Origin of the sequence: Acinetobacter sp. AHP123 (assembly GCF_023757925.1) — a bacterium.
Taxonomy (GTDB): domain Bacteria; phylum Pseudomonadota; class Gammaproteobacteria; order Pseudomonadales; family Moraxellaceae; genus Acinetobacter; species Acinetobacter oleivorans.
Genome location: NZ_CP092454.1, coordinates 1,979,488 through 1,992,666, shown reverse-complemented (window position 1 = coordinate 1,992,666; position 13,179 = coordinate 1,979,488). Strand labels below are relative to the sequence as shown.

The following is a 13,179-nucleotide window of genomic DNA, read 5'->3' as shown; positions in this document are numbered from 1 at the left end:
ATAAAATAAAATATATTATTAATGATATATATATAGAAAAAAAAGGCTTTAGGTAATATTTCACTATTACACTAAAACCTAATTTATAAATCTTTTATAAAATTTAAAACCGCAAATATTTAGAAATTATCCGGGCTCTCAAATCGTTTTACTTCTTGTAACTTATTTGGGTCATGCATCGTTGCAATTCCATCTTCAGTTTTTTGATCAACCAGAATATCCGGATTAAAAACGGTAATTGTTTCTCTACCTAGAGCATCCTCGCCAACAATATATTGAAAGCCTCTTCGATTCATCTTATGACACAGTCGTTGATAGAGACCTTTTAAACCTTCGGTTTCTTCATTCGGATTGTAATAGAAAGCATTCATCACAGCTGGTAAACCCAGACCACATACAATGCCTGATAACAACACACTAATAAAAGTATAGCCAATCAGAATACTGCTATAAGGACTTAATGCAGGAATATTGGCAACCGCCAAAATCAATGCAAGTGAAATCCCCCCTCGTACCCCACCCCAAGATAAAATGGTTAAACTACCATTATAACTTTTCATTTTCCGCATATTGGGGAAAAAGGCGAAAGCCATGAAGTTGGCTGCAAAACGAGAGATATGTAGGATAAAGAACGCAACAATACCGCCTAAAATTAGGCTAAAGTTTAAATCAAGAATAAATAACTCTAGGCCAATTAAAGTAAATAAGAATGAGTTGATGATTCCTTCTACGGTATGCCAAAAATGATTAACCTCTTGAATCTCTCGCTCTTCTCGTATTTCTTTCCATTTGTTTCCGACAATTAAACCACCTATTACACAGGCAATCGGTGCTGATGCATGGGCAAACAAAGCCACTAAATATGCTCCACTCGCAAGCAAAGCTGTTGTCAAAATCAGGGACTCCATTTCGTGTTTACCACGTAATAGACGCAACACCCCTACCCCAAATGCCCAACCAATCCCGACCGCAACAACAATTTCATAGAGTAGAGCTTCTAGTGTCGCCATTAACGAGAAATGTTCACCCTGTAAAACATTGAGTAAGGTCATAAATAATGCAATACACATTGCATCGTTAAATAGTGACTCACCTTCTAGCTTAACGATCAAATGATGCGGTGCACGAATCGAACTCAGTACACCTTTAATACCAATAGGGTCTGTTGCCCCTAAAGCTGCACCTAAAAGCAACAGCACCAAAATTGGCACATGATATCCAACCAAAAGTTGGAACCCGTAGAGCAATCCACCAAATAAAACGGCGCAAATGACCAATGCAATGGTGGCCAAAATACTAATTTGCTTCCAGTAACTTTTTAAATCAGAAATTTTAAATTTAAGTGCCGAAGAAGTTAAAATAAAACAGATGACGCCATTAATTAAAAAATCATAAAAATCGATATGGCGCACGGCTTCTTCAATATTATGAATATTAATGGTAATAAACTGGTTACCGTTTAGTAGGCTTGCGCCCCATTGCAAAATAAAGACAAAAATTGCTGAGACCAGCGGCACACCAATAGCCTGAGGAAAGCCTAAAATGCGCTTATTGAAGATCGTGGTTGCGATTGATAGCGCAAAAACCACTGTGAATGCTTGTAGTAGAAAAAAATTACCCATGAATACCCTTCTTCTGGGTCAACGACCAAATAAGAGAAACTTTGTTAGATCGACCAAACTTAATAAAAACTGGCATAAAGAATGCCATAATCATAAAAAACAGAAATTAGGGCACAAGTTTAACGAATTGAATGAACAATCTATCACTCTGTTAAATTTCTTAACATTATTTATAGTTATGATCTAAAGAAAAACGGATGAGCCTGTTAAATATGTTTAACAAGACTCATCCAAGAAAAGATTAAACTGGATTGTTAAAAGTATCGCATTGGTTAATATCGCCAGTTTTTAAACCAACCTGAAACCAGTGCATTCGCTGTTCACTACTACCATGTGTAAAGCTATCTGGAACAACCTGACCAGTTGAGCGTTTCTGTAAATAATCATCTCCAATTTTTTGAGCAGCATCCATCGCTTCTTCAATATCACCTTGCTCTAAAAATTGAGTACGTTGCTGATTATGACTCGCCCAAATACCCGCTAAACAATCGGCTTGCAATTCTTGACGAACAGATAATTGATTACCTTCTCTTTGGCTCGCTTGTGCACGGGCTTGTTGAACTTGTGAAGAAATACCAAGCAAGGTTTGAACATGGTGCCCTACCTCATGTGCAACCACATAAGCTTGAGCAAAATCGCCTGCCTGATCCTGTCTTGAAAGTTCAGTTTGGTTTTGCTCACCAGAAATTCCCATTTGCTGATGCATATCTTTAAAGAATTCTGTATCAATATAAACCTTCTGGTCTGCTGGGCAATAAAATGGTCCCATTGCAGATTGAGCAGTACCGCATCCAGATTGAATCATCCCACTAAATAACACCAATCTTGGTGGCGTATATGTTTTACCTAACTGTTTAAATATAGGAGTCCACGTATCCTCTGTATCAGCCAAAACAGTTCCAACAAAATCAGAGGCTTCTTTTTGCTCGGGTGTTAAACTTTCTGGTGCAGTTGCATTTGACTGCTGTGATGCAGTGACTTGCTGAGTTGCCTGATAAGCTTGTTGTGGATCAACCCCAAAAAACTTCCACGCAATAAATGCAACAACCAAACCAATAATGCTGATACCACCTGCTCTAACACCGCCACCACCTCGACGGTCTTCCACATTGGTACTAATTCGACGACCTTTCCAGCGCATAATTTCCCTCTTATTTTAGAATGGCATCATGAACCCGATGCTTTTTTTGGCCACATTTTTTGTATTAAACTCACAATTAATAGAACAATTGCACCTGCAACCAGTCCTATTCCAAAATTAATCAGTGTCGGTGTTAAAGCACCAATAATATTACCTACCGCTGGTATTGTTTCTACATGATCCACGGTGTTTTCAGTTAAGTGATGAAGTAATGGAATCGTATGATTAATAATCCCGCCACCAACTAAGAACATTGCAATGGTGCCTACGATTGAAAGTAGTTTCATTAAAATAGGTGCAAAAGCTAATAAACCTCGACCTATAGTTTGCTTGAATGAGGTAGTTTGCTTAGTTAAATATAATCCCAAATCATCAATCTTAACAATCATGCCAACTAAGCCATAAACACCAATTGTCATAACAATAGCAATAATACTAAGTACGCTTACCTTAGTCATTAAACTAGCTGTAGCCACGGTGCCTAAAGAAATAACAACAATTTCAGCTGATAAAATAAAATCTGTTCGAACAGCTCCTTTTACTTTTTCTTTTTCAAAATTTGCTAAATCTAATTCTTCACTATCAAATTCTGCTTTTGCTTCTTCTGATGTAGATGGCTTTTTATGCATAATGGTATGAAGAACTTTCTCCACCCCCTCATAACACAAAAATAAACCTCCCAACATTAATAGCGGATTAATCAGCCAAGGCGCAACCACACTAATCAACAAAGCCAAAGGAACTAAAATAAGTTTATTAACAAATGAGCCTTTAGCCACTTTCCAAACAATAGGTATTTCACGATCTGCACGCACACCTGTAACTTGTTGCGCATTTAAAGCCAAATCATCGCCTAAAACACCAGCAGTTTTCTTTGCTGCCATTTTACTCATTAAAGCAACATCATCTAAAATTGTTGCAATATCATCTAGTAATAAAAGTAAGCCACTTGCCATTTCTTATCCAAGTTTGTATTTATTAGGCTATTGTAAGATGATTTTTTTCAATTTCTGTAATTTTACTGAATAAATTCACAATATTATTTTAAGAAAAGTTTAACCAATCGCTGACGAATTTTTTTTATTTCCCGTACAATAATGCCAATCTTTTATATTGCAGGGCTTACTACCCCTGATTAAGCCAATAAGACAGTGGAATAAATAATGAGTAATGTTGATCAGCGTCCAATTATTTTGACAGGCGACCGCCCAACCGGACAACTTCATCTTGGGCATTTTGTCGGTTCTTTGCGTTCTCGTGTAGGTTTACAGGATAGCCATCATCAACATCTCTTGTTAGCAGATGCGCAAGCCTTAACAGACAATGCAGATAACCCAGATAAAGTCCGTCGCAATATTTTGGAAGTTGCTCTAGATTATTTAGCTGTAGGCATTGATCCAACAAAAACCACGATTTGCGTACAATCATGCTTACCAGCACTGAATGAGCTTACTATGCTCTATCTTAACTTCGTGACGGTTGCACGCTTAGAACGTAACCCGACCATTAAGTCTGAGATTCAAATGCGCGGTTTTGAGCGTGATATTCCAGCGGGTTTCCTCTGCTACCCTGTTGCACAAGCGGCTGACATTACTGCTTTTAAAGCGACTGTGGTTCCAGTGGGTGAAGATCAAATTCCAATGATTGAACAAACCAATGAAATCGTACGTCGAGTAAACCGTCAGATTGGCCAAGACCTTTTACCTGAATGTAAAGCTTTGCTTTCAAATATGGCACGCTTACCTGGTTTTGATGGCAAGGCAAAAATGTCTAAATCATTAGGTAATACCATTGTTTTAAATGCTTCTGATAAAGACATTAAAAAAGCGGTAAATGCAATGTATACCGACCCAAATCATCTTCGCATTGAAGATCCAGGTCAGGTTGAAGGAAATATTGTATTTACTTACTTAGATGCATTTGATCCAAATAAAGAAGAAGTTGAAGAGTTAAAAGCACACTATCGTCGCGGCGGTCTTGGTGATGGAACTGTTAAAAAACGCCTTGAAGGTGTTTTGAAGGAATTAATCAGCCCTATCCGTGAACGTCGTGAAGAACTTGCTAAAGATCCTGACTACATTATGGATGTTTTACGTCAAGGTACAGATAAGTGTCGTCTTATTACTCAACAAACATTAGATGAAGTTAAAGATGGTTTAGGATTATTTAAATTCTAATTCCTTTAAAAATTAAAAGCCCTTCGGGGCTTTTTTTATGCTTATTTTATTCATAGCATAATTTTTTAGAATTACTAATGTATTGACGACTATTCACATGCTTTTACCCTATTAACGTGAAGTAACACTTATTAACGCTAATAGCGATGAAGAATTTCTTAACTATCTCTATTATTCATCATGTAGGTTACATGATATGAACCTCACGACATTTCTCCTTAAACCGAAACTGTTTTTACAGATTCGTTGTTCTACGCAATGATCACCCCAATCATTGCGTATTTTTTTTGCTTAAATATTTTGTTTTCTTTAGAAATTTTATTTTCTTGATTACTTATTTTATTTAACAGATAAAAAAACACCGCATCATTTTCAGATGCGGTGTTTTTTTAAGATTCAAGATAAAACGATTAAGCTAAACCTTTCTCTTTTAAAACTTGCAACATTGTTGAACCAAGCTCAGCTGGGCTACGAGTGTAAGCCATTCCCGCACGTTCAAATGCAGCGAATTTCTCTTCAGCAGTACCTTGACCACCAGAAATAATCGCACCAGCGTGACCCATACGCTTACCTTTAGGTGCAGTTACACCAGCAATGTAACCTACTACAGGCTTAGTCACGTTAGATTTGATGAATTCAGCAGCTTCTTCTTCCGCTGTACCACCGATCTCACCGATCATGATGATTGCATCAGTATCTGGATCGTCTTGGAACAATTGAAGAGCTTCGATTTGGTTCATACCTGGGATTGGGTCACCACCAATACCGATACAAGTAGACTGACCTAAACCAAGCTTAGTTGTTTGAGCAACAGCTTCATAAGTCAATGTACCTGAACGTGAGATGATACCAATACGACCTGGTTGGTGAATGTGACCAGGCATAATACCAATCTTACATTCGCCTGGAGTGATCACGCCTGGGCAGTTAGGACCAACTAAACGAGTACCGTTACCGTTAGTTTCTAAGTAGCGTTTTGCTTTAAGCATGTCGATTGTTGGAACACCTTCAGTGATCACAACGATTAGGGCAACACCTGAATCAACCGCTTCAACGATAGAATCTAAAACGAATGGAGCTGGTACATAAATTACAGATGCATCTGCATTTGTTTCACGTACAGCTTCTTTCATTGTGTTGAATACTGGTAGGTCAAGGTGAGTAGTACCACCTTTACCTGGAGTAACACCACCAACAACTTTTGTACCGTAGTCTAAAGCTTGTGCAGAGTGGAAAGTACCGTTTTTACCAGTAAAACCTTGTACCAATACTTTAGTGTCTTTATTAATTAATACGCTCATGATTGATACTCCCCTTACGCTTTAACTGCAGCTACAACTTTTTCTGCGGCATCAGACAAGCCGTTCGCAGAAATTAATTTCAAACCAGATTCATCAAGTAATTTAGCACCTAACTCAGCGTTGTTACCTTCTAAACGAACAACAACTGGAACAGTTACATTTACTTCTTGAACCGCTGCAATAATCGCTTCAGCAATCATGTCACAACGTACGATACCACCGAAGATGTTAATTAAAACACCTTGTACAGATGTATCAGCAAGGATGATTTTGAACGCTTCGATTACGCGCTCTTTAGTTGCACCGCCACCAACGTCAAGGAAGTTTGCAGGCTGACCACCATAAAGTTTAATGATGTCCATAGTTGCCATTGCAAGACCAGCACCGTTAACCATACAACCAATGTTACCTTCTAAAGCAACATAGTTAAGATCAAATTCAGATGCTTTTAATTCACGCTCATTCTCTTGAGATTTGTCACGTAAAGCAGCAACTTTAGGTAAACGGTAAAGCGCGTTAGAGTCGATACCAACTTTTGCATCTACACATAAAATATCGCCATTTTCACGAACTGAAAGTGGGTTAATTTCGAATAATGCAAAGTCATTTTCTACAAATGCTTGGTAAGCAGCAGCCATAATTTTAACAAATTGGCTGATTTGCTTGTCTTTCAAACCTAAAGCAAACGCAACTTCACGCGCTTGGAATGGTTGTAAGCCAACTAATGGATCAACTTCAACTTTGATAATTTTTTCTGGAGTTTCTTCTGCAACTTTCTCGATTTCTACACCACCTTCTGTAGAAGCCATGAAAGTAATACGACGGCTAGAACGGTCTACAACCGCGCCCAAGTAAAGCTCACGCTCAACTGGGTATACGTCTTCAGCAACAATAATGCTGTTTACTGGTTGACCATTTGCATCTGTTTGATACGTTACAAGACGAGTACCAATAATGTTATTTGCAAACTCGATAACATCTTCTTTAGATTTTGCAACTTTAACGCCACCAGCCTTACCACGACCACCAGCATGAACTTGCGCTTTCATTACAGCGAATTTACCACCAAGCTGTTCGAATGCAGCAACTGCTTCGTCTGCATTGGTTGCCAAGATACCTTCTTGTACCGGCATACCATATTCTTTCAATAACGCTTTAGCTTGATACTCATGTAAGTTCATTTAGTTACCTACTTAACTTTGTTTGTTGTCTTCAATTTGCGCAACATTCTCATGTTGTATATGCAAATTGCTGTCTACCTCTATCACCTTGATGTTTTTTTAATCACACCATCAAATGTGAAAAAGAGCGGAGAACCGCTCTTTATTTTATTTACGCTTACGTTGAATCGCGTGAATTGCACGACCATCTACAGCAAGTGCAGCTTCATGAACAACTTCAGAGAATGTTGGATGACCAAATGTCATTAACTGAAGATCTTCAACAGAAGATACAAATTCAAGAGCGATCATACCTTGGTGTACGATATCAGATGCAGCAGGTCCAATGACATGCATACCTAATAAACGGTCAGTTTTTGCATCAGCAACAAACTTAACAAAACCAGCACCTTCACCCGCCGCTAAAGCACGACCATTTACAGCAAAACCGAATTGACCAGTTTTAACTTCATGACCTTTTTCTTTAGCTTGTTCTTCAGTTAAACCAACCCATGCCGCTTCCGGATGTGTATAGATAACAGAAATGATTGTGTCGTAGTTCACTTGAGCTGCATGACCGTGAATACGTTCAACAGCCATTACACCTTCTTCCATTGCTTTATGAGCAAGCATTGGACCGCGAACCAAGTCACCAATCGCATACACACCTTCTACAGAAGTTGCACAGTGATCATTTACTTCAACTAGACCACGTTCAGTCAATTTAATGCCTGAATCATCAGCCAATAAACCTTCTGCATAAGCTTTACGGCCTACACAAACGATTAATTTGTCAAAAGTCTGAGTTTTTTCTTCGCCACCTTGAGTGTATTTAACAGTCACTTCACGACCATTAACTTCAGTACCAGCAACTTTAGCGCCAATACGAATATCAAGACCTTGCTTAGTTAAAAGTTTTTGGTAGTCTTTTGCCAAAGCTTTATCAGCCATTGGTAAAAATGCATCCATTGCTTCAAATACAACAACTTCAGCACCAAGACGACGCCAAACAGAACCAAGTTCTAAACCGATTACACCAGCACCAATAACACCTAAACGTTTAGGTACTTCTGGGAAGTTTAATGCGCCAGTTGAATCAACAATAATATCTTGATCTACAGGAGCTACTGGAATATTTACAGGTACAGAACCAGACGCAAGAATTACGTATTTAGGTTCTAAAACTTGAGTTTCACCTTCGTGTGAAACAAACTCAACTTTTTTACCAGCAAGTAATTTACCAGTACCTTTTAACCACTCAATACCATTGCCTTTAAGCAATTGATCGATACCACCAGTTAATTGGTCAACAATTTTGTCTTTACGAGCAAGAAGCTTAGCAAGATCAAAATTCACTTCACCTGTAGTAATACCGTGATCAGCTAAATGATGCACTGTATCTTCATAACGATGTGAAGAGTCAAGTAATGCTTTAGAAGGGATACAACCTACGTTTAAGCATGTACCACCTAAAGATGGCTTACCATTGTGAATACGCTTTTCGATACAAGCGACTTTAAAACCTAGTTGAGCAGCACGAATTGCAGCTTCATAACCACCAGGACCACCGCCAATAACAACAAGATCAAATTGTTGAGACATTGTTTATCTCCATGGTCCGAGATAGAGGATCACTCTATCTCGGTAATATTATTCGAAGAAATTAAAGATCAAGGATGAGTTTAGCTGGCTCTTCTAACAATTCTTTGATTGCTACCAAGAAACCTACTGCTTCTTTACCATCGATCATACGGTGGTCATAAGAAAGCGCTAAATACATCATTGGCAAGATTTCAACTTGACCATTTACAGCCATAGGACGCTCTTGGATTTTGTGCATACCCAAGATACCAGTTTGCGGCTGATTCAAAATTGGAGTTGAAAGTAATGAACCGAAAGTACCACCGTTAGTAATAGTGAAAGTACCGCCAGTCATTTCTTCGATAGATAATTTACCGTCACGTGCTTTAGCAGCATACGCACCAATACCTGCTTCAACTTCTGCATAGCTCATACGATCAGTATCACGTAATACTGGAACAACAAGACCACGATCAGAAGATACTGCAACACCGATGTCATAGTAACCGTGATAAACAATATCGTCGCCATCAATTGACGCATTTACCGCAGGATAGCGTTTAAGTGCTTCAGTTACAGCTTTAACAAAGAATGACATGAAGCCCAAACGAGCACCATGGCGTTTTTCAAACGCATCTTTATATTGCTTACGCAATTCCATGATTGGCTTCATGTTAACTTCGTTAAATGTAGTTAACATTGCAGTTTCTTGAGTTGCAGAAAGAAGACGCTCAGCTACACGCTTACGTAAACGAGTCATTGGAACGCGTTTTTCGATGCGCTCACCAACAGCTACGCTTAACGGAGTAACGTTAGCAGCTGGTTTAGCTTGATGGTTTGCTACATCTTCTTTAGTGATACGACCACCGCGACCAGTACCTTGTACGTCAGCAGCAGCAATACCTGTTTCAGACAAAGCTTTACGAACTGCAGGAGCTTGACCAGATACAGCTTCAGTGCGCTCAACAACAGGAGCTGCACCAGCTTGAGTTTGAGCAACTTCTTGCTCTACTGCAGGAGCAGCTGCCGCACCAGCACCAGCTTCAAACTGAGCAATCACTTCGTCAGAAAGAACTGTATCGCCTTCACCTTTAATGATTGCAACTAAGCTACCATCTGCAGGAGCAACCACTTCTAAAACAACTTTGTCGGTTTCAATATCACAGATCACTTCGTCACGTGATACAGGTTCACCCACCTTTTTGTGCCAAGTTGCGATGGTTCCATCTGCAACAGACTCTGGGAATACCGGTGCTTTAATTTCGGTTGCCATTATTGAGAATCTCCTGATTGTTCAGCTTCGATTGCCAATGCATCATTAATTAGCTGAGCTTGTTGTTTTGCATGCAAGTACGGTGAGCCACAAGCTGGTGCAGCAGAAGCTTCACGACCTGCAAAACTGATACGGATTTGTTTGCCAGATTTTAAGATATCGTCGTATAAACGCGGTGCGATAAATAACCAAGCGCCTTGGTTCTTCGGCTCTTCTTGTGCCCAAACAAGTTCTTTCACGTTTGGATATGCAGCTAAGATTTCCGCAAGACGTTGTTCTGGGTATGGATATAACTGTTCAATACGTACAATTGCGACGTTAGTTAAGTTTTGTTCACGACGTTTTTCGAGTAAGTCGTAATAAACTTTACCACCACAAAGTACAAGACGAGTTACATCTGACTTGTTAATTTGGTCGATTTCGTCAATTACAGTTTGGAATGAACCATTTGCAAGCTCTTCTAAAGTAGAAGTAGCAAGTTTATGACGAAGTAAAGATTTCGGTGACATTACGATCAATGGCTTACGAATTGGGCGTACAGCTTGACGACGTAATGCATGGAAAATCTGTGCAGGTGTCGTTGGAGTGATCACTTGCATGTTATCTTCAGCACATAACTGTAAGAAACGTTCTAAACGAGCTGATGAATGCTCTGGACCTTGACCTTCGAAACCGTGTGGTAACAACATTGTTAAACCACAAACTCGTTCCCACTTAGTCTCGCCAGAAGCAATGAACTGGTCAATTACAACCTGAGCACAGTTTACGAAGTCACCAAATTGTGCTTCCCAAATAATTAAGCTCTTAGGAATTGTAGTTGCATAACCATATTCAAATGCAAGAACCGCTTCTTCAGATAATAAAGAATCGTAAATTGCAAAACGAGGCTGGTTTTCTTTAACGTGACAAAGTGGAATATACGTTGAACCATCTACCTGATTATGCAATTTTGCATGACGGTGCGAGAATGTACCACGCCCAACGTCTTCACCAGTAATACGAACAAGGTAATCTTCATCGATCAAGGTTGCGTAAGCTAAAGTTTCAGCAGCACCCCAGTTCAATGCAGTTTCACCAGTTTGCATTTTCACACGGTCTTCAATTACTTTTTGCACTTGACGCTGCATAACAAATCCTTCCGGAAGTTTGCTCATGCCCTCGCCTAATTCTTTTAAGCGATTTAAGTCAAATGAAGTATCCCAATCGTCTGTGTAGTCATGGCCCAAATAAGGTGTCCAATCAACAAACATTTTTGTATTTGGTTCAAGCACCAAAGCGTTTGCCACATGGTTTCCGGCTTCTAAATCAGCACGGTAATCTTCAACCATTTGGTCTGCTTCAGCACGATCAATTACTTTGTTTTGAACAAGTTGATCTGCATAGAGTGTACGAGTTGTTGCTTTTTTAGCAATCACTTGATACATCAATGGTTGTGTACCAGACGGCTCATCTGCTTCGTTATGACCACGACGACGGTAACAGAACAAGTCAAGTACTACGTCTTTACGGAATTCGTGACGGAAATCATGTGCTAATTGAGTAGCAAAGATTACTGCTTCAGGGTCATCGCCATTCACATGGAAAATTGGCGTCTGAATCATTTTTGCAACGTCAGTACAATATTCAGTAGAACGTGCATCACGTGGATCAGAAGTTGTAAAACCAACTTGGTTGTTCACGATAATGTGTACAGTACCACCAACCGTATAGCCACGAGTTTGTGACATCTGGAAGGTTTCCATGTTCACACCTTGACCTGCAAATGCAGCATCACCATGAACAATCACTGGTAATACATCATCACCGCCGATGTCTCTACGACGCACTTGACGTGCACGCACAGAACCTTCAACTACAGGACCAACGATTTCCAAGTGAGATGGGTTAAATGCTAATGCCAAGTGAACTTCGCCACCAGGAGTCATTACATTACTTGAGAAACCTTGATGGTATTTAACGTCGCCAGAACCTTTCTTATGAATAGCTTTGCCTTCAAACTCGCCAAACAAGTCTGCAGGGTTTTTACCCATAATATTAACAAGAAGGTTTAAACGGCCACGGTGTGGCATACCAATAACAACTTCTTTACAACCAACAGCACCAGCACGTTGAATGATTTCATTCACCATAGGAATAAAAGATTCACCACCTTCTACACCAAAGCGCTTAGCACCAACGTATTTATTGCCTAGGTATTTTTCAAGTCCTTCTGCAGCGGTTAAACGCTCCAGGAACCCTTTCTTTTGATCATTTGTAAAATTAAGCTGACCACGAACACTTTCAAGACGTTGTTGAATCCAACGCTTTTCTTTTGTGTCCACGATATGCATATATTCAACACCGATTGAACCACAATAGATTGCTTCCATTGCTTCAATCATTTCAGCAAGCGTCGCTTCGCTCTTACCGATCTCAAGATTACCGGTATTGAATACTGTGTCTAGATCTGATTTGGTTAAACCGTGAGCTGAAAGCTCTAAATCTGGAATCTCTTCACGCTTAGCTAGACCTAATGGATCTAACTTAGCTTTTTGATGTCCGCGATTACGATAAGCAGCAATGAGTTGTAAAACGCCAATTTGGCGACGTTCATGCTCAGTACTTACCGTACTTTGTACAACAGGTTGAACACGATTAGCATTACGTCCTAGTAATAGGAATTGCTCACGCACAGCGCCGTGTGGTTGGTCACCCTTTGGATATTTATCGAAATATTGGCGCCAGTCCTCAGCTACAGAGGTTGGGGAAGACAGGTACTGCTCGTAAAGTTCTTCAATATACGCTGCACTATCAGCGGAAAGTTCAGTGTCAAGACGCAATGCGTCAGCAACTTCTTGCATTTGTGGACCCATTTCCTATTGCAAAAAATATTACAGGCTGCCTTTTAAGCACACCCATGATGCATAATGCCAAATTGGTAAAAA

9 protein-coding genes are annotated in these 13,179 nt (G+C 39.6%); 1 reads left to right on the top strand and 8 read right to left on the bottom strand.

What is annotated here, in order from left to right; translation table 11 throughout:
- Window positions 1-119 precede the first annotated feature (119 nt).
- From MJX77_RS09625 to MJX77_RS09615, 3 genes are all read right to left on the bottom strand, one after another.
- On the bottom strand, window positions 120-1,622 hold the full coding sequence (locus tag MJX77_RS09625; protein ID WP_004789435.1) for a cation:proton antiporter: 1,503 nt from the start codon (window positions 1,620-1,622) through the stop codon (window positions 120-122).
- 241 nt (window positions 1,623-1,863) lie between these two features.
- Window positions 1,864-2,763, bottom strand: coding sequence for a KPN_02809 family neutral zinc metallopeptidase (ypfJ, locus tag MJX77_RS09620; protein ID WP_252061289.1), 900 nt, complete (start codon window positions 2,761-2,763; stop codon window positions 1,864-1,866).
- 26 nt (window positions 2,764-2,789) lie between these two features.
- Window positions 2,790-3,719: a DUF808 domain-containing protein gene (locus MJX77_RS09615; RefSeq protein ID WP_013196985.1), complete on the bottom strand. Its 930-nt coding sequence runs from the start codon at window positions 3,717-3,719 to the stop codon at window positions 2,790-2,792.
- A gap of 207 nt (window positions 3,720-3,926) precedes the next feature.
- Between MJX77_RS09615 and trpS the strand changes: the two genes are divergently transcribed.
- Window positions 3,927-4,940: a tryptophan--tRNA ligase gene (gene trpS, locus MJX77_RS09610; protein WP_004789430.1), complete on the top strand. Its 1,014-nt coding sequence runs from the start codon at window positions 3,927-3,929 to the stop codon at window positions 4,938-4,940.
- A gap of 410 nt (window positions 4,941-5,350) precedes the next feature.
- On the opposite strand, the gene sucD is transcribed toward trpS, so the two are convergent.
- From sucD to MJX77_RS09585, 5 genes are all read right to left on the bottom strand, one after another.
- The gene (gene sucD, locus MJX77_RS09605; RefSeq protein ID WP_252061288.1) at window positions 5,351-6,241 is read right to left on the bottom strand and encodes a succinate--CoA ligase subunit alpha; all 891 of its coding nucleotides are present in this window, start codon (window positions 6,239-6,241) and stop codon (window positions 5,351-5,353) included.
- A gap of 14 nt (window positions 6,242-6,255) precedes the next feature.
- Window positions 6,256-7,422 carry an ADP-forming succinate--CoA ligase subunit beta gene (sucC, locus tag MJX77_RS09600; RefSeq protein ID WP_003655470.1) on the bottom strand — a complete coding sequence of 389 codons (1,167 nt, stop codon included), beginning with the start codon at window positions 7,420-7,422 and terminating at the stop codon, window positions 6,256-6,258.
- A gap of 147 nt (window positions 7,423-7,569) precedes the next feature.
- Complete coding sequence (gene lpdA / locus MJX77_RS09595) at window positions 7,570-9,003, bottom strand: dihydrolipoyl dehydrogenase (RefSeq protein ID WP_004775161.1); 1,434 nt, start codon at window positions 9,001-9,003, stop codon at window positions 7,570-7,572.
- A 61-nt stretch (window positions 9,004-9,064) separates the two neighbouring features.
- Window positions 9,065-10,255 (bottom strand): 2-oxoglutarate dehydrogenase complex dihydrolipoyllysine-residue succinyltransferase, encoded by a 1,191-nt coding sequence (gene odhB / locus MJX77_RS09590; protein ID WP_004789424.1) that lies wholly within the window; start codon window positions 10,253-10,255, stop codon window positions 9,065-9,067.
- Window positions 10,255-13,095: a 2-oxoglutarate dehydrogenase E1 component gene (locus MJX77_RS09585; RefSeq protein WP_004789422.1), complete on the bottom strand. Its 2,841-nt coding sequence runs from the start codon at window positions 13,093-13,095 to the stop codon at window positions 10,255-10,257. The genes odhB and MJX77_RS09585 overlap by 1 nt, the downstream gene beginning before the upstream one ends.
- Window positions 13,096-13,179 lie beyond the last annotated feature (84 nt).